The sequence below is a fragment of the Zoogloea sp. genome (assembly GCF_041908905.1).
In the GTDB taxonomy this organism is placed as follows: Bacteria; Pseudomonadota; Gammaproteobacteria; order Burkholderiales; family Rhodocyclaceae; genus Zoogloea.
Genome location: NZ_JAYREK010000022.1, coordinates 1 through 22,636, shown reverse-complemented (window position 1 = coordinate 22,636; position 22,636 = coordinate 1). Strand labels below are relative to the sequence as shown.

At 68.3% G+C, this 22,636-nt stretch carries 17 protein-coding genes and 1 tRNA gene; 14 read left to right on the top strand and 4 right to left on the bottom strand.

Features of this window, described 5'->3' with window-relative positions:
• Window positions 1-10: 10 nt before the first annotated feature.
• On the bottom strand, window positions 11-2,017 hold the full coding sequence (locus ACE3OU_RS12510) for a PAS-domain containing protein (RefSeq protein WP_374241887.1): 2,007 nt from the start codon (window positions 2,015-2,017) through the stop codon (window positions 11-13).
• 221 nt (window positions 2,018-2,238) lie between these two features.
• On the opposite strand from ACE3OU_RS12510, the gene ACE3OU_RS12505 reads away from it, so the two are divergent.
• The 12 genes from ACE3OU_RS12505 to pyrF all read left to right on the top strand — a co-directional run bounded on the left by ACE3OU_RS12505 (window position 2,239) and on the right by pyrF (window position 17,775).
• The gene (locus tag ACE3OU_RS12505) at window positions 2,239-3,879 is read left to right on the top strand and encodes an acyl-CoA synthetase (RefSeq protein ID WP_374241886.1); all 1,641 of its coding nucleotides are present in this window, start codon (window positions 2,239-2,241) and stop codon (window positions 3,877-3,879) included.
• A gap of 25 nt (window positions 3,880-3,904) precedes the next feature.
• Window positions 3,905-4,654, top strand: a complete 750-nt coding sequence (locus ACE3OU_RS12500; protein ID WP_374241885.1) for an electron transfer flavoprotein subunit beta/FixA family protein — start codon at window positions 3,905-3,907, stop codon at window positions 4,652-4,654.
• Between the two features lie 27 nt (window positions 4,655-4,681).
• Window positions 4,682-5,617, top strand: coding sequence for an electron transfer flavoprotein subunit alpha/FixB family protein (locus tag ACE3OU_RS12495; protein ID WP_374241884.1), 936 nt, complete (start codon window positions 4,682-4,684; stop codon window positions 5,615-5,617).
• Window positions 5,618-5,677: 60 nt separating this feature from the next.
• Entirely contained in the window at window positions 5,678-7,468 is a 1,791-nt protein-coding gene (locus ACE3OU_RS12490) for an acyl-CoA dehydrogenase (protein WP_374241883.1), read from the top strand.
• A 140-nt stretch (window positions 7,469-7,608) separates the two neighbouring features.
• The gene (locus ACE3OU_RS12485) at window positions 7,609-7,923 is read left to right on the top strand and encodes a DUF485 domain-containing protein (protein ID WP_374241882.1); all 315 of its coding nucleotides are present in this window, start codon (window positions 7,609-7,611) and stop codon (window positions 7,921-7,923) included.
• Complete coding sequence (locus tag ACE3OU_RS12480) at window positions 7,920-9,593, top strand: cation acetate symporter (RefSeq protein ID WP_374241881.1); 1,674 nt, start codon at window positions 7,920-7,922, stop codon at window positions 9,591-9,593. The genes ACE3OU_RS12485 and ACE3OU_RS12480 overlap by 4 nt, the downstream gene beginning before the upstream one ends.
• Window positions 9,594-9,707: 114 nt before the next feature.
• Window positions 9,708-10,745 carry a PAS domain-containing sensor histidine kinase gene (locus tag ACE3OU_RS12475; protein ID WP_374241880.1) on the top strand — a complete coding sequence of 346 codons (1,038 nt, stop codon included), beginning with the start codon at window positions 9,708-9,710 and terminating at the stop codon, window positions 10,743-10,745.
• Window positions 10,742-11,374 carry a response regulator gene (locus ACE3OU_RS12470; protein ID WP_374241879.1) on the top strand — a complete coding sequence of 211 codons (633 nt, stop codon included), beginning with the start codon at window positions 10,742-10,744 and terminating at the stop codon, window positions 11,372-11,374. The genes ACE3OU_RS12475 and ACE3OU_RS12470 overlap by 4 nt, the downstream gene beginning before the upstream one ends.
• A 110-nt stretch (window positions 11,375-11,484) precedes the next feature.
• Complete coding sequence (locus ACE3OU_RS12465) at window positions 11,485-13,125, top strand: fatty acid--CoA ligase (protein WP_374241878.1); 1,641 nt, start codon at window positions 11,485-11,487, stop codon at window positions 13,123-13,125.
• A 23-nt stretch (window positions 13,126-13,148) separates the two neighbouring features.
• Window positions 13,149-15,545 carry a 3-hydroxyacyl-CoA dehydrogenase/enoyl-CoA hydratase family protein gene (locus ACE3OU_RS12460; RefSeq protein ID WP_374241877.1) on the top strand — a complete coding sequence of 799 codons (2,397 nt, stop codon included), beginning with the start codon at window positions 13,149-13,151 and terminating at the stop codon, window positions 15,543-15,545.
• 16 nt (window positions 15,546-15,561) lie between these two features.
• Entirely contained in the window at window positions 15,562-16,761 is a 1,200-nt protein-coding gene (locus tag ACE3OU_RS12455; protein WP_374241876.1) for an acetyl-CoA C-acyltransferase, read from the top strand.
• 195 nt (window positions 16,762-16,956) lie between these two features.
• Entirely contained in the window at window positions 16,957-17,775 is an 819-nt protein-coding gene (gene pyrF, locus ACE3OU_RS12450; RefSeq protein WP_374241875.1) for an orotidine-5'-phosphate decarboxylase, read from the top strand.
• 3 nt (window positions 17,776-17,778) lie between these two features.
• Here the strand turns inward: pyrF and ACE3OU_RS12445 are convergent, their stop codons facing one another.
• Both ACE3OU_RS12445 and ACE3OU_RS12440 read right to left on the bottom strand, forming a co-directional pair.
• Window positions 17,779-18,384, bottom strand: a complete 606-nt coding sequence (locus ACE3OU_RS12445) for a DUF938 domain-containing protein (protein ID WP_374241874.1) — start codon at window positions 18,382-18,384, stop codon at window positions 17,779-17,781.
• 143 nt (window positions 18,385-18,527) lie between these two features.
• Window positions 18,528-20,177, bottom strand: coding sequence for an ABC transporter permease (locus ACE3OU_RS12440; RefSeq protein ID WP_374241873.1), 1,650 nt, complete (start codon window positions 20,175-20,177; stop codon window positions 18,528-18,530).
• Window positions 20,178-20,214: 37 nt separating this feature from the next.
• On the opposite strand from ACE3OU_RS12440, the gene ACE3OU_RS12435 reads away from it, so the two are divergent.
• On the top strand, window positions 20,215-21,282 hold the full coding sequence (locus tag ACE3OU_RS12435) for an ABC transporter ATP-binding protein (RefSeq protein ID WP_374241872.1): 1,068 nt from the start codon (window positions 20,215-20,217) through the stop codon (window positions 21,280-21,282).
• Window positions 21,283-21,303: 21 nt separating this feature from the next.
• Here the strand turns inward: ACE3OU_RS12435 and ACE3OU_RS12430 are convergent, their stop codons facing one another.
• Window positions 21,304-21,966 (bottom strand): RluA family pseudouridine synthase, encoded by a 663-nt coding sequence (locus ACE3OU_RS12430; RefSeq protein ID WP_374241871.1) that lies wholly within the window; start codon window positions 21,964-21,966, stop codon window positions 21,304-21,306.
• A 283-nt stretch (window positions 21,967-22,249) separates the two neighbouring features.
• On the opposite strand from ACE3OU_RS12430, the gene ACE3OU_RS12425 reads away from it, so the two are divergent.
• Window positions 22,250-22,326 (top strand) — tRNA-Pro (locus tag ACE3OU_RS12425).
• The last annotated feature ends 310 nt before the right edge of the window (window positions 22,327-22,636 follow it).

Here is a 22,636-nt window from a genome sequence, read left to right as displayed (position 1 = left end):
GGCGTGGGAGTCAGGCGCGCAGGGCGCTCAGGGCAGCCAGCAGCTTATCCCGCGAGAACGGCTTGGCCAACAGGGGCAGTTCATTCCCCGGCGCCGGCCCGCTGCCCGGATGGAAGCCGGACTCGGCGAAGCCGCTCATCAGCACCATCGGCAGCTCGGGGCGGAAGCGCCGCACGAAGCGGGCCAGGGCGCGCCCGTCCATCGCGCCGGGCATCACCACGTCGGAGATCACCAGCGCGATCGCCGGGATGTTCTCGACCATGTCGGCGGCCTCGGCACCGTTCTCGGCCTCGACCACCGCGCAGCCCAGCTCGGCGAGCTGCATCCGCACCACGCTGCGCACATCGGCGTCGTCCTCGGCGAGCAGCACCAGCTTGCCGGCCAGGTCGTGGGCGGCGATGTCCCGTCCGGCGGGCAGCGGCGTGGCGGTCTGTTCCTCGTCGATGCGCGGCAGCAGCAGCGCGACCGTGGTGCCCCGGGCCTGGCGGCTGCGGATGCGCACGCCGCCGCCCGACTGCTTGGTGAAGCCATACACCATCGACATGCCCAGGCCACTGCCCATGCCGAACTGCTTGGTGGTGAAGAAGGGCTCGAAGACCCGCGCCAGGGTGCTGCCGTCCATGCCCATGCCGTTGTCGCTGACGGCGATCTGGACGTAGTCGCCGGGGGGCACTTCGAGGTCGGCGGCGGCGTGGGGGCCGAGGTGTTCGAGGGACGATTCGATGCGCAGTTCGCCGCCGTTGGGCATCGCGTCGCGGGCGTTGAGGGCCAGGTTGAGCAGGGCGTTCTCGAGCTGGTGGGCGTCCACCATCGCCACCAGGCAGGGCTCGCGGCTGGCGGTGGAGACGGCGATGGTGCTGGGCAGCGAGCGGCGGATCAGCTTGGACATGCCGAGGATCAGTTCGTTGACCTCAACCGGTTCCGGCTCGAGGGGCTGGCGGCGGGCAAAGCCGAGCAGCCGGCGGATCAGCTCGGCGCCCCGGTTGGCGGCCTGCATGGCCGGCTCGACGAAGTTCTCGGTGAGGGGGTCGTCCGGGTGGTTCTCCTTGAGCGCCACCAGGTTGCCGATGACCACCGTCAGCATGTTGTTGAAGTCGTGGGCGAGGCCGCCGGTGAGCTGGCCGATGGCTTCCATCTTCTGGGCCTGGGCGAGGGCGGCCTGGGCGTGGCGCTGCTCGGTGACGTTCATCGAGTGCACGTAGCAGCCGAGCACGCTGCCGTCGGGCGCCACGTCCGGCACCAGGGTGCTGCGGGCGTAGGCGGGCTCGCCGTCGCGGCCGGTGAGCCGGTATTCGTAGCTGACCCGCTCGCCGGCGAGGGCGCGGGCGAGGTTGGGAGCGACCATCTCGAACAGCGTCTCGCCGATCACCTCGGGGACCCGGTGCCCCGGCAGGGTGTCGGTGGTCCAGCCGAACCATTCGGCGTAGCCCTTGTTGGCGTAGGTGTAGATGCCGTCCTTGTCTACATAGGCGATAGCCGCCGGGAGCGCGTCGGTGATCTCGCGCAGGCGCTGCTCGCTGCGCCGCAGGGCCTCGGTGCGGGAGGCGATGTGGGCTTCGAGCTCCGCCTGGTGGCGGCTGATCTGGGCCTCCGCGCGGCGTTGCTCGGTGATGTCGGTATACACCGCGATGAAGCCCCGGTTGGCCAGCGGGAAACCGCGGATCGACAGGGTGCGCCCGTTGGGGCGCACGCGTTCGGTGGTGTGGGGCTGGAAGCTCCGCGCCCGGGCGACCCGCTCCGCCACCTGCTGCGCCGGGTCGCCGGGGCCGTAGTCGCCGCGCGCGGCGTTGAAGCGGATGAAATCCTCGAAGGACACGCCGGGCCGGGCGAGGGATTCGGGAAAGTCGAGCAGGCGCAGGAAGGCGGCGTTCCACGCGACCATGCGGAGGTCGGCGTCGAACACGGTGATGCCCTGGTCGAGCAGGTCGAGCCCGGCGCCCAGCAGGTCGCGGTAGGGCTGCCCGTCGGCCGGGAGGAGGCCGTCTTGAGGCTGGCGTGTGGTGGGATGTCCGTGCATGGGCGCTCCGCGGATGCAGGTTTTTCGGCCGATTCTAGACCTTGTCCGGTGCGTCATCGGAGGCGGACACGATTCAGTACATTTGCACGAAAGTTCCGACAACTTTGTTTGCCAATCTCCCGCCTGAACCCCGGCATTCCGTCACGGAAGCCAGCAAGGGGCAGGCCCCAGAGCCACCGCTTCACCCCCGTGGTGGCGTCCAAAATTCAGGAGGAGAAAAGGTGTCGAACAACCCGTACGAGCACGGGCTGGACAAGTGTGCCGCCAACCATGTCCCGCTCTCGCCGCTGTCTTTCATTGCCCGTACCGCGCAGATCTACCCCAACCGCCTGGCGGTTGTCCATGGCGCCCGCCGTTTCACCTGGGCCGAGACCTACACCCGTTGCCGCCGCCTGGCGAGCGCGCTCGCCGCCCGCGGCATCAAGCGCGGCGACACGGTGGCGGTGATGCTGCCCAACGTGCCGGCCATGGTCGAAGCCCACTTCGGCGTACCGATGATCGGCGCCGTGCTCAACACCCTCAACACCCGCCTCGACCCGGAGGCGATCGCCTTCATGCTCGCCCACGGCGAGGCCAAGGTGCTGATTACCGACCCCGAGTTCGCCCCGACCATCGAAGCCGCCCTCGCGCTGCTCGACGGGCCGAAGCCGCTGGTCATCGACGCCCTCGACGCCGAATACCCCGGCACCACCCGCCTCGGCGAGATCGAATACGAGGAGTTCCTCGACAACGCCGACCCCGAGTTCGCCTGGCAGCTGCCGCCCGACGAGTGGGACGCGATCGCCCTCAACTACACCTCCGGCACCACCGGCAACCCGAAGGGCGTGGTCTTCCACCACCGTGGCGCCTACCTCAACTCGGCCTCCAACATCATCAGCTGGGGCATGCCGCAGCACGCCGTGTATCTGTGGACGCTGCCGCTGTTCCACTGCAACGGCTGGTGCTTCGCCTGGACCCTGGCCGCCAACGCCGGCGTCAACGTGTGCCTGCGCAAGGTGGACGTGGCGCTGATCTGCGAGCTGATCCGCAGCCACAAGGTCACCCACTTCTGCGCTGCGCCGATCGTGCACGGCATGCTGATCAACGCCCCGGAGGGCATGCGGGCGGGCATCGACCACAAGGTGTCGGCGCTGATTGCCGGCGCCGCGCCCCCGGCCGCCATCATCGAGGGCATGGAGCGCATCGGCTTCGACATCACCCACGTGTACGGCCTCACCGAAACCTACGGCCCGGCCGCGGTGTGTGCCAAGCACCCCGAATGGGACGCGCTGCCGATCGCCCAGCGCGCCGAGCGCAACGGACGCCAGGGGGTGCGCTACCACATGCAGGAAGCGATCACCGTGCTCGACCCGGAAACCATGGAGCCGGTGCCCGCCGACGGCGAGACCCTGGGCGAGATCATGTTCCGCGGCAACCTGGTGATGAAGGGCTATCTCAAGAACGAGAAGGCCACCCAGGAGGCTTTTGCCGGCGGCTGGTTCCACACCGGCGACCTGGCCGTGATGCACCCGGACGGCTACGTGAAGATCAAGGACCGCTCCAAGGACGTGATCATCTCCGGCGGCGAGAACATCTCCTCGCTGGAAGTCGAGGACGTCCTCTACCGCCACCCGGCCGTGCTGACCGCCGCCGTGGTCGCCAAGCCCGACGAGAAGTGGGGCGAAGTGCCCGCCGCCTACATCGAGGTCAAGGAAGACGCCAGGGTGACGGCCGACGACATCATCGCCCACTGCCGTGAGCACCTGGCCCGCTTCAAGGTGCCCAAGCACGTGGAGTTCTGCGTGCTGCCCAAGACTTCCACCGGAAAGATCCAGAAGTTCGTGCTGCGCCAGCAGGCCAAGTCGGCCTCGGCGATCGAGTAACAACCCTGAACGGAGACAAGAACCCATGAAGATCCTCGTGCCCGTCAAGCGCGTCGTCGACTACAACGTCAAGATCCGCGTCAAGGCCGACCAGAGCGGCGTCGAGCTGGCCAACGTAAAGATGGCCATGAACCCCTTCGACGAAATCGCGATGGAAGAGGCCGTGCGCCTGAAGGAAGCCGGCAAGGCCACCGAAGTCGTGGCGGTGTCGGCCGGCGTCGCCCAGTGCCAGGAAACCCTGCGCACCGCAATGGCGATCGGTGCCGACCGGGGCATCCTGGTCGAGACCGACGTCGAGCTGCAGCCGCTGGCGGTGGCCAAGCTGCTGAAGGCCATCGTCGACAAGGAGCAGCCCCAGCTGGTGATCCTCGGCAAGCAGGCCATCGACGACGACGCCAACCAGACCGGCCAGATGCTCGCCGCGCTGCTCGGCTGGCCCCAGGCCACCTTCGCCTCCAAGGTCGAAGTCGGCGGCGACGGCGTGCAGGTCACCCGCGAGATCGACGGCGGCCTTGAGACCCTGGCCCTGCCGCTGCCGGCGGTGATCACCACCGACCTGCGCCTCAACGAGCCGCGCTACGCCACCCTGCCCAACATCATGAAGGCCAAGAAGAAGCCCCTCGAGACGGTCAAGCCGGCCGAGCTGGGCGTCGACGTCGCCCCGCGCCTGACCACCCTCAAGGTGGTCGAGCCCGCCGCGCGCAGCGCCGGCATCAAGGTGGCCGACGTGGCCCAACTGATCGACAAGCTCAAGAACGAAGCCAAGGTGCTGTAAGCACCCGACGGATACGGAGACAAACCCATGCCCATCCTCGTCATCGCCGAACACGACAACGCCGGCCTGAAGGCCGCCACCCTCAACACCGTCAGCGCCGCCGCCAAGCTGGGTGCCGACATCGACGTGCTGGTCGCCGGCAGCGGCTGTGCCGCCGCGGCCGACGCCGCCGCCCGGCTCGCCGGCGTCGCCAGGGTGAAGGTGGCCGATGCCGCCGCCTACCTTGAGCAGGGCGCCGAGAACCTCGCCGCGCTGCTGGTCGACCTGGTCAAGACCGGCGGCTACAGCCACGTGCTGGCCCCCGCCACCACCTTCGGCAAGAACCTGCTGCCCCGCGTCTCCGCGCTGCTCGACGTGGCGCAGATCTCCGACATCGTCGCCATCGAGTCGGCTGACACCTTCGTGCGCCCGATCTACGCCGGCAACGCCCTGGCCACCGTCAAGTCGGCCGACCCGATCAAGCTCATCACCGTCCGCACCACCGCCTTCGACGCGGCGGGCGAGGGCGGCCCGGCCGCGGTCGAGGCCATCGCCGCCGGCCCCGAGCTCGGCCAGAGCAAGCTCGTCGGCCGTGAGCTCACCAAGTCGGCCCGTCCCGAACTGGGCGCCGCCAAGATCATCGTCTCGGGCGGCCGTGGCCTCGGCAGCGGCGACGCCTACCGGGCGGTGCTGGAGCCCCTCGCCGACAAGCTCGGCGCCGCGATGGGCGCCAGCCGCGCCGCAGTGGACGCCGGCTTCGTGCCCAACGACTACCAGGTCGGCCAGACCGGCAAGATCGTCGCTCCGCAGCTGTACGTCGCGGTGGGCATCTCCGGCGCCATCCAGCACCTGGCGGGCATGAAGGACTCCAAGGTGATCGTCGCGATCAACAAGGACCCGGAAGCGCCGATCTTCCAGGTGGCCGACTACGGCCTCGTGGCCGACCTGTTCGAGACCGTGCCGCAGCTGGTCGCCGCGCTCTGATCCCTAGGGGGCCGCGCGGCGGCCCCCGCACCCCCTCTACCGAATTCGCAAGGAAGAACCATGAGCACCTACATCGCCCCCGTGAAGGACATGCTGTTCAACATGAACGAGCTGGCCGGCCTGCAGGAGATCGCCGGTCTGCCCGGCAACGAGGACGTCTCGGCCGATCTGGTCGAGGCCATCCTCGACGAGGCCGGCAAGTTCGCCTCCGAAGTCGTCGACCCCCTCAACAAGGTGGGCGACAAGCAGGGCAACAAGTGGGACAACGGCGTCGTGACCACCGCCGACGGCTTCAAGGAAGCCTACGCCAGCTTCTGCGAGACCGGCTGGAACGGCATGCCGGCCTCCACCGAGTTCGGTGGCCAGGGCCTGCCGGTGACGGTGTCCACCGCCGTGCTCGAGATGTGGAAGTCCGCCAGCATCTCCTTCTCCCTGTGCCAGATGCTCACCCTGGGCGCGGTCGAGGCCATCGCCCACCACGGCTCCGACGCGCTGAAGGCCACCTTCCTGCCCAACATGGTGTCCGGCAAGTGGACCGGCACCATGAACCTCACCGAGCCCCAGGCCGGCTCCGACCTCGCCGCCATCCGCAGCAAGGCCGATCCCCGCGGCGATGGCACCTACGCCATCACCGGCACCAAGATCTTCATCACCTGGGGTGAGCACGACATGGCGGAGAACATCATCCACCTCGTGCTGGCCCGCCTGCCGGACGCGCCTCCGGGCGTGAAGGGCATCTCCCTGTTCATCGCGCCGAAGTTCCTGGTCAATGCCGACGGCAGCCTGGGCGAGCGCAACGACCTCGTCTGCGCCTCCATCGAGCACAAGATGGGCATCCACGGCAGCGCCACCGCCGTCATGTCCTTCGGCGACAAGGGCGGCGCCATCGGCTATCTGGTCGGCGAGCCGAACCGCGGCCTCGAGTACATGTTCACGATGATGAACCACGCCCGCCTCAACGTCGGCCTCGAAGGCGTCGGCGTCTCCGAGCGCAGCTACCAGCACGCGCTGGCCTATGCCCGTGAGCGTGTCCAGGGTCGCATCATCGGCGACAAGAGCGGCGAGAAGAAGCCCATCCTGCACCACCCGGACGTGCGCCGCATGCTGATGGACATGAAGTCCCGCACCGAAGCCGGCCGTGCTCTGGCCTACTACGTGGCCGGCTGCATGGACCGCGCCAAGAGCCACCCGGACGCCGACGTGCGCGCCGCCAACCAGCGCCGCCTCGAGCTGCTGACCCCGGTGGTGAAGGGCTGGTGCACCGAGAACGCCCAGGGCATCACCTGGAACGGCGTGCAGGTGCACGGCGGCATGGGCTTCATCGAGGAGACCGGCGCCGCCCAGTACATGCGCGACGCCCGCATCATCACCATCTACGAGGGCACCACCGCGATCCAGGCCAACGACCTCATCGGCCGCAAGACCGCCAAGGAAGGTGGCCAGAGCATGCGCCAGCTGCTCGCCGAGATCGCCGAGACCGGCGCCGCGCTGCGCGCCTCCGACGACGTCCGCCTGAAGGCGATCGCCGATGCCCTGGGCGATGGCATCGCCGCCCTCGACGAAGCCACCAACTGGCTGATCGGCAACTACGACGCCAACCCGCAGGCCGCGGCGGCCGGCTCGGTGCCCTTCCTGAAGCTCACCGGCATCGTCGTCGGTGCCTGGCTGATGGCCCGTTCCGCGGCGATCGCCGTCGAACGCCTGGATGCCGCCGACGGTGACTTCTACAAGGCCAAGCTGGCCACCGCCAGCTACTTCGTGCAGCACGTCGTCCCCGAGGCCAACAGCTACCGCGACGCCATCGTCGGTGGCGCCGAGTCGGTGCTGGCCCTCGAAGAGGCGCTGTTCTGAGCCACGCCTGATCGCCGGGCGCCAGCCCGGCGCCTTGCCACCGAACCCGCCGCAGGGGCATCCGTCCGGGCGGCGGGCCGCCACACACCGATAACACCAACAACACGGTCTTTCCATCCATCGGGTCAAGAGGAGGCTACATGTCCCAATCCAATATCCACGCGAAGATCCGGAGCAATCCGAAGTTTGCCGAGCTGGTCGGCAAGCGCACCCGCTTCGCGATCGCCCTTTCACTCATCGTGCTGGTGCCCTACTACAGCTACATGCTGCTGGTGTCGCTGCAGCCCCAGCTCTTCGCGGGCAAGATCAGCGAAGGCAGCGTGATCACCATCGGCTGGCCGATCGCCGCGCTGATCGTGGTCGTCGGCTGGCTGCTCACCGGTGTCTATGTGCATCGCGCCAACGGCGAGTTCGATCGCCTCACTGAAGAAGTGCTGAAGGAGGCCCGCAAATGAAGCGTTCCATCACCGCACTGGTCGCCGGCGCCCTGCTGGCGGCCTCGTTTGCCGCGCTGGCCGGCCCGGGCGCCATCGAAGGCGTCGAGAAGCAGCCGGTCAACGTGAGCGCCATCGCCATGTTCCTGGTCTTCGTCGTCGCCACCCTGGGCATCACCAAGTGGGCGGCCGGCAAGACCAAATCCACGGCCGACTTCTACACCGCCGGCGGCGGCATCACCGGCTTCCAGAACGGCCTCGCCATTGCCGGTGACTACATGTCGGCGGCGACCCTGCTCGGCCTCACCTCGATGGTGTATTTCAAGGGCTACGACGGTTTCATCTACGCCGTGTGCTTCTTCATCGGCTGGCCGATCATCCTGTTCCTGATCGCGGAGCGGCTGCGCAACCTCGGCAAATTCACCTTTGCCGACATCGCCTCCTACCGCCTCGACCAGAACCGCATCCGCACCTTCGCGGCGATCGGCTCCCTCACCGTGGTGTGCTTCTACCTCATCGTCCAGATGGTCGGCGCCGGCCAGCTGATCCAGCTGCTGTTCGGGCTGGAGTACAACACCGCGGTCACCGTGGTGGGCATCCTGATGATGGTGTACGTCACCTTCGGCGGCATGACCGCCACCACCTGGGTGCAGATCATCAAGGCCTGCCTGCTGCTGGGCGGCGGCATCTCGCTGATGCTGCTGACGCTCGCGCAGTTCGGCTGGTCCTTCGAGAACCTGTTCGTGAAGGCCATCGAGTCCCACAAGGCGGGCGAGAAGCTGATGATCCCCGGCTCGCTGATGGCCGACCCGATCTCCGCGCTGTCCCTGTCCCTCGGCCTGCTCTTCGGCACCGCCGGCCTGCCGCACATCATGATGCGCTTCTTCACCGTGCCCAACGCCAAGGAAGCCCGCAAGTCGGTGTTCTATGCCACCGGCTTCATCGGCCTGTTCTTCCTGGTGACGATGGTCCTGGGCGCCGCGGCGATCTCCATCGTCGGCACCAACCCGGCCTTCTTCGAAGGCGGCCAGGTGGGCGGCAAGCTGATCGGTGGCGGCAACATGCCGGTGATGCACCTGACCAAGGCGGTCGGCGGCGACATCTTCCTCGGCTTCCTGTCGGCGGTGGCCTTCGCCACCATCCTGGCGGTGGTGTCGGGCCTGGCCCTGGCCGGCGCCTCGGCGATCTCCCATGACCTCTACGCCCGCGTCATCAAGAAGGGCTCCGCGACCAGCGAACAGGAACTCAAGGTGACCCGCATGGCCTCGGTCGGCCTCGGCATCGCGGCGATCGTGCTGGGTATCGCCTTCAAGGACCAGAACGTGCTGTTCCTGGTGGCGCTGGCCTTCGGCGTGGCCTCGTCGGTCAACTTCCCGGTGCTCATCCTGTCGATGTACTGGAAGGGCCTGACCACCCGCGGTGCGCTGTGGGGCGGCATCGCCGGCCTGGTGTCGTCGGTGGGCCTGGTCATCCTGTCCCCGACCGTGTGGGTCAAGATCTTCGGCAACAAGGCGGCGATCTTCCCGTACGATCACCCGGCCATCGTGTCGATGTCCCTGGCCTTCTTCGTCACCTGGCTGCTGTCGGTCACCGACAAGAGCGAGCGTGCGGCGCGGGAAGCCGAGGCCTTCGAGGAGCAGTACATCCGGGCCCAGACCGGCCTCGGTGCAGCGGGCGCCCACGCCCACTGAGTCTCCGCTCCGCCTGGCGGTTGTCGCGTTGCCTGCGCCACAGCCGCCACGGCGTACCTTCCAGGGGCCTTCGGGCCCCTTTTTTCTGGGCACCCCGCGGGAGAGCCACCGCCCATGAACGCCAATCCGGACATTCCCTTTCGTGGCATCGTCGAGCAGTCGCTGGCGGGCATGTACGTCATCCAGGACGAAGTCTTCCAGTATGTGAACGCCACCTTCGCGGCGATGCTGGGCTACACCCCCGGCGAGATGACCGGCATGCACCTGCGCCACGCGGTGTACCCGGAGATGCAGGCCGAGACCATCGCCAACTTTCACCGCCGCATCAGCGGCGAGGTGCCGAGCATCCGCTACACCACCATCGGCTGGCATCGCAACCGCGAGCCGGTGTACCTGGAGGTGCATGGCTCCAGCGTGATCTATCGTGGCCGCCCGGCGGTGGTCGGGGTCGGTGTCAACATCACCGAGCAGCGGCGGCAGCAGAACGCGCTGCGGGAGTCCCGCGAGCAGCTGCGCGAGCTGGCGGCCTACATCAACACCGCCCGGGAGGAGCAGCGCGCCCGCATCGCCCGCGAGCTGCACGACGTGCTCGGCGGCATGCTCACCTCGATCAAGCTCGACATCCAGCGCATCAGCCGGCGCAGCGACGACGCGGAGATCCGGGCCATCGTCGGCGACCTGCTGCAGCTCACCCAGGATAGCATCGACACCGTGCGCACCCTCTCGGAAGACCTGCGCCCGGGCGGGCTGGACCACCTCGGCCTGCGCTCGGCGCTGGAGGCGGAGCTGCAGCGCTTCTCGGCGCGCACCGAGATCGCCTGCGAGCTCGTCGCCGAGGGTTTCGCGGCCCAGCTCTCGCCGGCGCGCGCCACCGCGGTGTATCGCATCTGCCAGGAGGCGCTGACCAACATCGCCCGCCACGCCGGCGCGACCTGCGTGGTGCTGCGGCTGGCCAGCGCCGATGGCCGGCTGGCGGTGGACATCGAGGATAACGGCCGCGGCCTCGCCAGCCTCACGCCCACCGGTAAGAGCATCGGCCTCTTAAGCATGGCGGAGCGGGCGCGGGAGTTCGGTGGCTGCCTGTCGGTGCAGCCGGGGGCGTCGGGCGGCGCCTGCCTGCGCCTTGATCTCCCGTTGGAGGAGGCCCCGTGATCGAGATCCTGATGGCGGACGACCACGCGATCTTCCGCAGCGGCATGCGCCGCCTGCTCTCCGACGAGCCCGACATGCGCATCGTCGCCGAGGCGGCCAACGGCCAGGAGGCGCTCGACTGCCTGCGTCGGCGCAGCTTCGGGGTGGTGCTGCTGGACGTCAACATGAGCGGCCGCAGCGGCCTCGACACCCTGCGCCGCATCCGGCTCGAATGGCCGGCCCAGGCGGTCATCCTGCTGTCAATGTACCCGGAAGCCCAGTACGCGCCGATCGCCCTGCAGCTCGGAGCGCGGGGTTACCTCTCGAAGGACCGCGACGCCGGCGAGCTGCTCGCCGCCATCCGCATCGCCGCCGGCGGCGGCTACTACCTGCCGCCGGGGATGGCCCAGGGCGTGCTCCTGCAGGCCGCGGCAGGCGAGGCCGCACCGGGCTGGAAGCGGCTCACCGAGCGGGAGTGGCATGTGCTGCGGCTGATCGTGAAGGGCGTGTCGCTGACCGGCATCGGCGAAGAACTCCGCCTCAGCGTGAAGACCGTCAGCACCTACCGCGGCCGCGTGCTCGCCAAGCTCGGCCTGCACAGCAACGCCGAGCTGGTGCGCTACTGCCTGGAGCACGGCCTGGCGGAGTAGGGCGGGCGCGGTATCGGAAATATCCGACAAGGCGGATGGAAATATCCGGCAGGAATCGATCGCCGGCCGGCATACGCTCCCGGTCTCAAGAACGATAACCGGAGACCCGCATGCCGCCCGATCCCGCCGGGGCCACGCCCTCGGCCTACGCCTATCCGCTGCTCGTCAAGCAGCTGCTGCACGCCGCCCGGGCCACCGCCGGCGGGCAGGAAATCGTCTATCGCGACCGCCGGCGCCACACCTATCGCGAGTTCTTCGAGCGCCTGCCGCGGCTGGCCAACGCGCTTGCCGGGCTCGGCGTCGGGCCGGGCAGCACGGTGGCGGTGATGGATTGGGACAGCCACCGCTACCTCGAAGCCTTCTTTGCCGTGCCGATGATGGGCGCCGTGCTGCAGACCGTGAATGTGCGCCTGTCGCCGGAGCAGATCCTGTACACCCTCAACCACGCCCGGGCCGACGTGCTGCTCGTCAACGCCGAGTTCGTGCCGCTGCTGGCGATCATCAAGGACCAGCTCGAGACGGTGAAGCGCTTCGTCCTGATCAGCGACGACGGCGCCACCCTGGGCAGCTTCGGCATCCCCTACGCCGGCGAATACGAAGCCCTGCTGGCCGCGGCGTCGCCGGACTACGACTTCCCTGATTTCGACGAGAACACCCGCGCCACCACCTTCTACACCACCGGCACCACCGGGCTGCCGAAGGGCGTGTACTTCAGCCACCGGCAGCTGGTGCTGCACACCCTGGCGGTGGCGACCGCCCTCGGCAGCGCAGCCGGGCAGGGGCGGGTGCACCGCGACGACGTGTACATGCCGATCACCCCGATGTTCCACGTGCACGCCTGGGGCATGCCCTACCTGGCGACCATGCTCGGCATGAAGCAGGTTTACCCCGGTCGTTACAGTCCGGACATGCTGCTCAAGCTGATCGCCAGCGAGGACGTGAGCTTCTCCCACTGCGTGCCGACCATCCTGCACATGCTGCTCACCGACAAGGCCGGCGCAAACGTGGACCTTTCGGGCTGCAAGATGATCATCGGCGGGGCGGCCTTCCCCAAGGGCCTCGCCGCCGCGGCGTTGGCGCGGGGGATGGACGTCTTCTCGGGCTACGGCATGTCCGAGACCTGCCCGATCCTCACCATCGCCCATGTCCGCGGCGCGCTGCCGGACGCCGACGCCGAAGCGGCCGAGCGCATCCGCACCGGCTATCCGATCCCGCTGGTGGACCTCCGCACCGTCGATGGCGACATGCTCGACGTGGACCACGACGGCAAGGCCACCGGCGAGATCGTGGTGCGCACCCCGTGGCTGACCCAGGGCTACCTGCACAACCCGCCTGCCTCGGAAGACCTGTGGGCCGGCGGCTACCTCCACACCGGCGATATCGGCACCCTCGACCCCCGGGGCATGCTGACCGTCACCGACCGCCTGAAGGACGTCATCAAGACGGGCGGCGAGTGGGTGTCGTCGCTGGCGCTGGAAAGCATCATCTCCCAGCACCCGGCGGTCAATGAGGTGGCGGTGATCGGTGTCAAGGACGACAAGTGGGGTGAGCGTCCGCTGGCGATGGTCGTCCTCAAGGCCGGCCAGGCGGTCACGGTCGAAGACATCAAGGGCCACGTCCAGGGCTTCGCCGACGCGGGCCACATCTCGAAGTTCGCGGTGCCCGATCGGGTGCTCTTCGTCGACAGCCTGGCCCGCACCAGCGTCGGCAAGCTCAACAAGAAGGCCATGCGCGAGCAGCTGGCCGGATGAAGCAGACTCAGGAGATTCCAAGCATGAAATGGGTTGTCAACAAGGCGGCCGTCCTCGGCGCCGGCGTGATGGGCGCGCAGATCGCCGCCCACCTCGCCAATGCCCGGGTGCCGGTGGTGCTGTTCGACCTGCCGGCCAAGGACGGCGACAAGAACGGCGTGGTGAAGAGGGCGCTCGATGGCCTCAAGCGCCTGCAGCCCTCGCCGCTGGTGAGCCGCGACACGCTGCAGTACATCGACGCCGCCAACTACGAGGAGCACCTGGCGCTGTTGTCCGGCTGCGACCTGATCATCGAGGCCATCGCCGAGCGGATGGACTGGAAGAACGAGCTCTACGCCCGCATCGCGCCCTTCGTGACGCCGGGCACGGTGCTGGCGTCCAACACCTCGGGCCTGTCGATCAACGGGCTGGCCGAGGCGCTGCCGGCGGCGCTGCGGCCCAGTTTTTGCGGCATCCATTTCTTCAACCCGCCGCGCTACATGCCCCTCGTCGAGATCATCCCCACTCGCGACTCGGCGCCGGCGATGCTCGACGGCCTCGAAACCTGGCTCACCACGCGGCTGGGCAAGGGCGTCGTGCGGGCCCTCGACACGCCCAACTTCGTCGCCAACCGGATCGGCGTGTTCTCGATCCTGGCGGTGATGCACCACGCCACCGCCTTCGGGCTGGGCTTCGACACCGTCGACGCCCTGACCGGCCCGAAGATCGGCCGCCCCCGCAGCGCCACCTACCGGACCGGCGACGTGGTCGGCCTGGACACCCTGGCCCACGTGGTGAACACCATGCGCGACGCCCTGGCGGACGACCCGTGGCACGCCTTCTTCACGCTGCCGGGGTGGCTCGATGGGTTGATCGCCCGCGGCGCGCTGGGCCAGAAGACCAAGGCCGGCATCTACCGCAAGCAGGGCAAGGCGATCGAGGTGTTCGACCCGGTCGCCGGCGACTACCGGGCCAGCGACGACAGCCTCTCCGCCGAGGTGGCGGCCATCCTGAAGATCGCCGACCCGGCCGCCCGCCTCAAGGCCTTGCGGCAATCCGGCGACGTGCAGGCGCAGTTTGTGTGGGCGATCTTCCGCGACCTCTTCCACTACTGTGCGGTGCAGCTGGAGCAGGTGGCCGACAACGCCCGCGACGTGGATTTTGCGCTGCGCTGGGGCTTCGGCTGGGCCCAGGGGCCCTTCGAGCTGTGGCAGGCGGCGGGCTGGGCCGACACGGCGCAGGCCATCGCCGCCGACATCGAGGCCGGCCGGGCGATGAGCCGGGCGCCGCTGCCGGCCTGGGTGACGGCGCCCGGGCGCGGCGGCGTGCATGGCGCCGCGGGCTCGTGGTCGGCGCGCCGGCAGGCGGATGTCCCGCGCTCGACGCTGCCGGTCTATGGGCGGCAGCTCTTCCCCGAGCTGCTCCTCGGCGAGGCTGGCGCGCGGCCGACGGAGAGCGGCGAGACTTTGTTCGAGAACGCCGGCGTGCGCCTGTGGCGGCTGCCGGCGGTGGATGCCGGCATCGGCATCGTGTCCTTCAAGTCGAAGATGCACGCCATTGGCGACGCGGTGGTGGATGGCCTGCTGGAAGCCCTGTCCCGCGCCGGGCGCGAGCTGGACGGCCTGGTGATCTGGCACGAGGCGCCGTTTGCGGTGGGGGCGGACCTCAAGCAGATCCACGACGCCTGCGTGGCCGGCGATGTCGAGCGCCTGGAGCGCACGGTGAGCCGCTTCCAGCAGACGGCGATGGCGATCAAGTTCTCGGCCGTGCCGGTGGTGGCCGCCGTGGAGGGCATGGCGCTGGGCGGCGGCTGCGAGTTCGCGATGCACGCCCGCAAGCGTGTGCTGGCGCTGGAGAGCCAGCTCGGCCTGGTGGAGGTGGGCGTCGGCCTGATCCCGTCGGGAGGCGGCTGCAAGGAGCTGGCCCTGGGCGCAGCGCGCTGGGCGGCCCGGTCGGCCACGCCCGGCGAGCTGCTCGGCAACCTGACGCCGGCCTTCATGGCCGTCGCCACCGGCAAGACCGGCAAGAGCGCCCACGAGGCGGTCGCGCTGGGCTACGCCTCGGCGGACGACACGATCCTGTTCAACCCCCGCGAGCTGCTCCATGTCGCCCTCAAGGAGGCCCGCCTGCTGGCGGATGCCGGCTATGTGCCGCCGGTGCCGGCGCGCGGGGTGCCGGTGGCCGGCCGGGCCGGCATCGCCGCCATGGAGATGACCCTGGTGAACATGCGCGAGGGCGGCATGATCTCGGCCCACGACTACCGCGTCTCCCGCGCCGTGGCGGTGGCCCTGTGCGGCGGCGAGGTGGAATACGGCAGCCTGGTGGATGAGGCCTGGCTGCTGACGGTGGAGCGCCGGGCGTTCATCGAGCTCCTCAAGACGCCGGAAACCCAGGCCCGCATCCAGCACATGCTCGAAACCGGCAAACCCCTGCGTAACTGAGACGGTGGACAACAAAATGGAAAGACAGATTCAGGACGCCTACATCGTCGCCGCGACCCGCACGCCGGTCGCCCGGCGCAAGGGCATGTTCCGCCATGTGCGGCCGGACGACCTGCTGGCCCATGTGCTGAAGCGCGTGATGGCCCAGGCGCCGGGGCTGGACCCGGCGCTGATCGGCGACGTGATCGTCGGTTGCGCGATGCCCGAGGCGGAGCAGGGCATGAACGTGGCGCGCATCGGCGTGCTGCTGGCCGGCCTGCCCAACACCGTGCCGGGCATCACGATCAACCGCTTCTGCTCGTCGGGGCTGCAGGCGGTGGCCGACGCGGCCAGCCAGATCCAGCTCGGCAACGCCGACGTGATGATCGCCGCCGGCACCGAGTCGATGACGGTGATGACCAACATGATGGGCAACAAGGTGGTGGTCAACCCGGCGGTGTTCGCCGCCGACGAGCAGCGCGGCATCGCCTTCGGCATGGGCCTGACCGCCGAGAAGGTCGCCCGGCAGTGGCAGATCGGCCGCGAGGCGCAGGACGCCTTTGCACTCGAATCCCACCGCAAGGCCTGCGCGGCGATTGCTGCCGGGCATTTTCAGGCGGAGATCTCGCCCCTTGCCTTCGACGAGCATCTGCCCGACCTGAAGAGTGGCGAGGTCAAGGTCCGTCAGCGCCTGGCCGAGCATGACGAGGGCGCCCGCGCCGACGTCAGCCTGGAGAGCCTGGGCCGGCTGAAGCCGGTCTTCGATGCCCGCGGCACGGTGACGGCGGGCAATGCTTCGCAGATGTCGGACGGCGCCGCGGCGGTGTTGCTGGTGTCCGAGAAAATCCTCAAGCAGTTCAACCTGACGCCGCTGGCCCGCTTTTGCAGCTATGCGGTGGCGGGGGTGCCGCCGGAGATCATGGGCATCGGGCCGGTGGCGGCGATCCCCAGGGCGCTGGCCCAGGCTGGCATCAGCCGCCAACAGCTCGACTGGATCGAGCTCAACGAGGCCTTCGCGGCCCAGGCGCTGGCGGTGATGCACGATCTCGAGCTCGATCCGGCGCGGGTCAACCCGCTCGGCGGCGCCATCGCCCTCGGCCATCCCCTCGGGGCGACAGGGGCGATCCGCACCGCCACGCTGGTGCATGGCCTCCAGCGCATGGGCGGCCGCTACGGGATGGTGAGCATGTGCATCGGCACCGGCATGGGCGCGGCCGGGGTTTTCGAGCGGCTTTGAGCGCCACCAGGGCTGGCCTCTGCCCAGCAAGCCCCCCGTGGGGGGCAAGGAAACTTGGGGCGGCCTTGCGTTTCCTTGAGCGGCGCGGCGGCGGGCGGCGGTGTCCGGCGCCCGCCGCGGGCCCGGGGCAGCGCTGGGCGGGGCTGGTAGAATCGGCAGCCTGATTTCACTCGTCGGGCCGCGGGCCCCTTGATCATGGATTTCCGTTCCAAGCTGGCTGCCGCGTGGCAGCGCAATGATTCCCTGTTGTGCGTCGGGCTGGACCCGGACGTGAAGCGTTTTCCGGCCCACCTCAAGGGCCGGCCGGACGCCGTGCTGGCCTTCTGCAAGGGCATCGTCGATGCCACCGCCGACCTGGCCTGTGCCTTCAAGCCGCAGATCGCCTACTTTGCCGCCGAGCGGGCCGAAGACCAGCTGCAGGACCTGATCGCCTACATCCAGCAGAATCACCCGACGGTGCCGGTGGTGCTCGACGCCAAGCGCGGCGACATCGGCGCCACCGCCCAGCAGTACGCCCGCGAGGCCTTCGAGCGCTATGGCGCCGATGCCCTCACGGTGAATCCCTACATGGGTTTCGACTCGGTCGAGCCCTACCTGGAGTTCTCCGACCGGGGCCTGATCGTGCTGTGCCGCACCTCCAACCCCGGCGGCTCCGACCTGCAGAACCTCACCGTCGAGGGGGGGCGCAAGCTCTACCAGCACGTGGCCGAGCTGGTTGCCGGCAAGTGGAACACCCACGGCCAGAACGCGCTGGTGGTGGGGGCGACCTTCCCCCAGGAGCTCGCCGACGTGCGTTCCATCGTGGGCGACCTGCCGCTGCTGGTGCCGGGCATCGGTGCCCAGGGCGGCGACGTGGAGGCCACCGTCAGGGCCGGCCGCACGGCGGCGGGCGCGGGGCTGATGATCTCGTCGTCGCGGGCGATCCTCTACGCCGGCTCCGGTGAGGATTTCGCCGACGCCGCCCGCAAGGTGGCGCTCGCCACCCGGGACGAGGTCAACCTCTACCGCGCCTGAACGTCAGGCGCCGCGGCGCCAGCTCAGGCAGCGGTTGTTGGCGGGCATCGCGAGGTCTTCGGCCAGCGTGAAGCCGATGCTCCGGGCGAGGGCGTCGACGGCCTCGAAGTCGCGGATGCCGCGTTTCGGGTCGTCGGCCTTGAGGCTGGCGTCGAAGGCGGCGTTGCTCTCGCTGGTGAAGCGGCCGCCGTAGTTGAAGGGGCCGTAAACCGTCAGGCGGGCGTCGTCCGTCAGCACGGCGGGCAGCGCTGCAAACAACGCCTCGACCTCCGTCCAGCCCATGATGTGCAGCGTATTGGCGCTGAAGATGGCGTCGAAACGCTCCGCCGGCCACGGGCCGCGGACATCCAGCTCGATGGGCGGCGGCGTGTTGGGCAGGCCGGCCTCGGCCAGCCACAGGCGGATGCCGGGCAGCCATTCGGGGCGGTCGCTGGTCTGCCAGACGAGATGGGGCAGGGCGGCGGCAAAATGCACGGCGTGCTGGCCGGTGCCCGAGCCGATCTCCAGCACACGCCGGCGGTCGGCAAGATGCGGGCGGAGCGCCGCCAGGATCGGATCCCGGTTGCGCTCGCAGGCGGGGGAGTAGGGCTTGTCGGGGTGGATGTTCATGGCTATCGGGCGTGGTGGTGCATGCGCAGCATTGGTGTTCAGATCGTGGCAGACGCGGGCTTTGCCAGGCTGAGGCCGACGCCCCGCCGCCAGCAGCAGGTCATCCCTGCCTCATGCTGCCCTCGGGAGCACCCCGGGGGCTTTTACGCGGACTTGCGTGCTCGGGAGATCTGCCGCGACAGGGCGATCAACGGCAGCAGGCCCACCGCGACGATCGCCAGCGCGGCGGTCGAGGCTTCGGTGAGCCGCTCGTCGGCGGCCAGGGTGTAGGCCTGGGTGGCCAGGGTGTCGAAATTGAAGGGCCGCATCACCAGGGTGGCGGGGAGTTCCTTCATCACATCCACGAACACCAGCAGCGCCGCGGTGAACAGGCTGCCGCGCAGGATCGGCACATGCACCCGGCGCAGGGTGGCGCCCTGGCCGAGGCCCAGGCTGCGGGCCGCGTCGTCCATGCTGGGAGTGATCTTGGACAGGCTGGCCTCGACCGTCTGGAGCGCCACCGCCAGGAAGCGCGCCAGATAGGCGTAGATCAGCGCCGCGATGCCGCCGGTGAGGAGCAGCCCCGGATTGGTGCCGAAGGCGCTCTCCCACTGGCCGGCAAGCCAGTTGTCGAGGCGGGTGACCGGGATCAGCACGCCCACGGCGATCACCGTGCCCGGCACCGCATAGCCGAGGCCTACCAGGCGGTTGAGCCCCTGGGCGACGAAAGTCTTCGACAGCCGCGCGCTGTAGGCGAGCAGCACCGCGAGGGCCACTGCGAGCAGGGCGGTGATCCCGGACAGTGTGAGACTGTTGCGCGCCAGCATCACAAAACGTTCGCCGAACTGGGCGTCGCCTTCGCCGACCGCCATCCGCAGCAGCAGCCCGGCCGGCAGCAAAAAACCCAGCAGCAGCGGGGTAAGGCAGGCCAGCAGCGCCGCCAGGCCGGCCAGCCCGTGCAGGCGCCCGGGTGGCGGGCGATGGCGGCTGGAGGTGTTGTGGTAGCGCGCCCGGCCGCGGGTGCTGCGTTCCAGGGCCACCAGCAGCAGCACGAAACCCAGCAGGATGGCCGCCAGTTGCGCCGAGGCGACCCGGTCACCCAGGGAGAACCAGGCCCGGTAGATTCCGGTCGTGAAGGTATTGACTGCGAAGTAGGCCACCGTGCCGTAGTCGGCGAGGGTTTCCATCAATGCCAGCGCGACGCCGGCGGCGATCGCCGGGCGGGCGAGGGGGAGTGACACTGTGAAGAAGGCCCGCCACGGGCCGGTGCCCAGGGTGCGGGCGGCTTCCAGCACGCCGCCGGCGCGTTCGAGAAAGGCGGTGCGGGCCAGCAGGTAAACATAAGGGTAGAGCACGAAGACGAACATCAGGATCGCCCCCGGCAGGGTGCGGATGTCCGGAAAACGGTAGTCGCCGTATTCCCAGCCGAAGAGCTCCCGCAGAGTGGTCTGGACCGGCCCGACGAATTGCAGGAAGTCGGTATACACATAGGCCATCACGTAGGCCGGCACGGCGAGGGGCAGGACCAGGGCCCACTCGAAGAAGCGCCGCCCGGGGAAATCGTGCATCGCGGTGAGCCAGGCCGTGGTCACGCCGACCACGGCCACTCCCAGCCCGACCCCCGCGCAGAGCGTCAGGGAGTTGGCAACGTATTCGGGCAGCACCGTGGAGGCCAGGTGCGACCAGGTTGTGCTGGTGCCGCCGAGCAGCAGATTGAAACCGACGCTGGCCACGGGGAGGCCGGTGAGCAGTGCGATCAGCAGGGCTGCAACAAGGAGCGGAGAGCGGGTGGGCTGCAGGATTCGGGAAGTCATGGCGTTCGGTGGTTGAATGCGAATTATAATTGATGGCATGTCCAAACTTGAACTCAAGGCCGTCGTTCAGCGCTACGGGCGCCAGACCATCGTGAATGGTGTCGATTTCCGTCTCGAACAGGGGAGCATCGCCTGCCTGCTGGGCCCGTCCGGCTGCGGCAAGACCACCTTGCTGCGCTGCATCGCCGGCTTCGAGGACATCTCGGGCGGCGAGATCCTGATCCACGACGCGGTCGTCAGCCGCGCGGGCTACCGGGTGCCGCCGGAAAAGCGGCAGGTGGGGATGGTGTTCCAGGATTACGCGCTTTTCCCGCACCTGACGGTGGAGCAGAACGTGGGCTTCGGCCTGGGCGGCATGCCGCCCGCCGAGCGGGGGGCACGGATCGAGGAGCTGCTTGTCACCGTGGGTCTCGCGGGGCAGGGGCGCAAGTTTCCCCACGAACTCTCCGGTGGCCAGCAGCAGCGTGTCGCGCTGGCTCGGGCGCTGGCGCCGCGGCCGGAGCTTGTGCTCCTCGACGAGCCGTTCTCCAACCTGGACGTGGATCTGCGGGAGCGCCTGTCGGTGGAGGTGCGCGAGATCCTCAAGAGTGAAGGCATGACCGCGGTGCTCGTCACCCACGATCAGCACGAGGCCTTCGCCATGGCCGACGAGATCGGGGTGATGTTCGAGGGCCGCATCCAGCAATGGGATACGCCTTATAACCTCTACCATCGTCCGATCAATCGTTTCGTGGCGGATTTCGTCGGCAAGGGGGTGTTCGTGCCCGGCACGGTGCTGGACGCCGGCCGGGTCGGCATCGAGCTGGGGGTGCTCGGCGCCGGAGTGCCGCCGGAGTGCTCACGGGGCTGCGCCGACTGCGGCCGGGGCTGCCGCGTCGACGTGCTCTTGCGCCCGGACGACGTGGTTCACGATGATGCCAGCCCGACCCGGGCCGAAGTCCTGCACAAGGCCTTTCGCGGAGCCGACATCATGTATACGTTGCGCCTGGCGAGCGGCACCGAGGTACTGTCGCTGGTCCCGTCCCACCACAATCACGCGATCGGCGAAAAGATCGGGGTCCGCCTTGAGGCTGACCACGTGATCTCCTTTCGCCATGCCGACTGAGCCGTCTCGCGCGGGTTGCCTCTAGAAAGGAGGTTCGCTCAGCAGCCGGAGCTGCGCCCCCGTTGCGGGATGGGGCAGCGAAAGCTCGCAGGCGTGCAACTGCAGGCGCTCTGCTCCATCGCGGCTCCGGTCGTCACCATAGAGTTCATCCCCCAGGATCGGATGGCCGATCGCCATCATGTGTACCCTCAGTTGGTGAGATCGCCCGGTATGGGGGCGGAGTTCGACGCGGCTACACTGGCGTGCAGCATCATGGCCGAGCAGTGCGTAGTGCGTCAGGGACGGTTTGCCGTGCTCGAAATCCACCTTCTGGCGCGGCCGGTTTGGCCAGTCGGTGATCAACGGCAGTGTGATGTCCCCCGTCTCGGGGGATAGTATTCCGGCCACCACGGCAACATAGCGTTTCTCCACTTGCCGTTGCTGGAAGGCAATGCTCAGCCGGCGCTCCATCTCGGGCCCCCGGGCCATGATCAACAGGCCCGAGGTGGCCATGTCCAGCCTATGAACAATCCTCGCCTCCGGAAACTCCCTTTGAACTCGAGATGCCAGGCAGTCTGCGTGGCCGGGCCCGCGGCCAGGTACCGATAGAAGCCCTGAGGGTTTGTCGACCACGACCACATGGTCATCCACATGGAGGATCGTCGGCATTCCTGCGGGAGGCTCATAGGAAAGATAGGGCAGCATGGTGTCGGCTGAGTGGGTGAAGGATGAATTCTCCCACGGGCTGGATGGCTCTCTCGATTACGATGTTGCGGCAGAAAGTTCTGCCAGAGCGGAAAGCGGGAATGGATCCGCCCCTGAAATTGGCCGGGCAATAGCTGTGCTGCGTTTCATATATGCAGGTGCTGGAGGCGCCGCGAAGACCGCCTAATTTTTGCCCCTATCGGGAAGCTTTTGAGGGCAGCTGAAAATAAATGAAATTAGTGCTTGGCAAACGGAGGGGACCTCTCTATAATGCAGGGCTTGTCGGGGCGTAGCGCAGCCTGGTAGCGCACTTGCATGGGGTGCAAGGGGTCGCGAGTTCGAATCCCGCCGCCCCGACCATTATTAGAAACAAAGCCGCTCTGATGGGCGGCTTTGTTTTAGTGAGAAGGTTGGTTTTGTAGTAAGGGGATGCTCGATTAGGGTGTCGCCGAGGTGGTTTCGAAAGATTGAAATTAATTTTCGAAACATGCTTGACAGGGTTTTTGATCTCTGTATAATGCGCACCTCTTCGCTGCTGATGCAGCGGTTCTTTAAAAAGATGAACAACCGATAGGTGTGGGTACTCGGTTTCGAGGGGTAGTGGCTTCGGTCGCTGCCACAAAGAAATTGAAGTATCTCGCAGAAATCGTCAGGTTTCTGGAGTTTTTGG

Bases quoted from the DNA above. Each gene is read 5' to 3' on its own strand.
- ACE3OU_RS12465 (WP_374241878.1), top strand. From the start codon at position 11,485: ATGCCGCCCGATCCCGCCGGGGCCACGCCCTCGGCCTACGCCTATCCG.
- ACE3OU_RS12495 (WP_374241884.1), top strand. From the start codon at position 4,682: ATGCCCATCCTCGTCATCGCCGAACACGACAACGCCGGCCTGAAGGCC.
- ACE3OU_RS12440 (WP_374241873.1), bottom strand. From the start codon at position 20,177: ATGACTTCCCGAATCCTGCAGCCCACCCGCTCTCCGCTCCTTGTTGCA.
- ACE3OU_RS12510 (WP_374241887.1), bottom strand. From the start codon at position 2,017: ATGCACGGACATCCCACCACACGCCAGCCTCAAGACGGCCTCCTCCCG.
- ACE3OU_RS12475 (WP_374241880.1), top strand. From the start codon at position 9,708: ATGAACGCCAATCCGGACATTCCCTTTCGTGGCATCGTCGAGCAGTCG.
- ACE3OU_RS12455 (WP_374241876.1), top strand. From the start codon at position 15,562: ATGGAAAGACAGATTCAGGACGCCTACATCGTCGCCGCGACCCGCACG.
- ACE3OU_RS12445 (WP_374241874.1), bottom strand. From the start codon at position 18,384: ATGAACATCCACCCCGACAAGCCCTACTCCCCCGCCTGCGAGCGCAAC.
- pyrF (WP_374241875.1), top strand. From the start codon at position 16,957: ATGGATTTCCGTTCCAAGCTGGCTGCCGCGTGGCAGCGCAATGATTCC.
- ACE3OU_RS12490 (WP_374241883.1), top strand. From the start codon at position 5,678: ATGAGCACCTACATCGCCCCCGTGAAGGACATGCTGTTCAACATGAAC.
- ACE3OU_RS12480 (WP_374241881.1), top strand. From the start codon at position 7,920: ATGAAGCGTTCCATCACCGCACTGGTCGCCGGCGCCCTGCTGGCGGCC.
- ACE3OU_RS12430 (WP_374241871.1), bottom strand. From the start codon at position 21,966: ATGCTGCCCTATCTTTCCTATGAGCCTCCCGCAGGAATGCCGACGATC.
- ACE3OU_RS12485 (WP_374241882.1), top strand. From the start codon at position 7,609: ATGTCCCAATCCAATATCCACGCGAAGATCCGGAGCAATCCGAAGTTT.
- ACE3OU_RS12500 (WP_374241885.1), top strand. From the start codon at position 3,905: ATGAAGATCCTCGTGCCCGTCAAGCGCGTCGTCGACTACAACGTCAAG.
- ACE3OU_RS12435 (WP_374241872.1), top strand. From the start codon at position 20,215: ATGTCCAAACTTGAACTCAAGGCCGTCGTTCAGCGCTACGGGCGCCAG.
- ACE3OU_RS12460 (WP_374241877.1), top strand. From the start codon at position 13,149: ATGAAATGGGTTGTCAACAAGGCGGCCGTCCTCGGCGCCGGCGTGATG.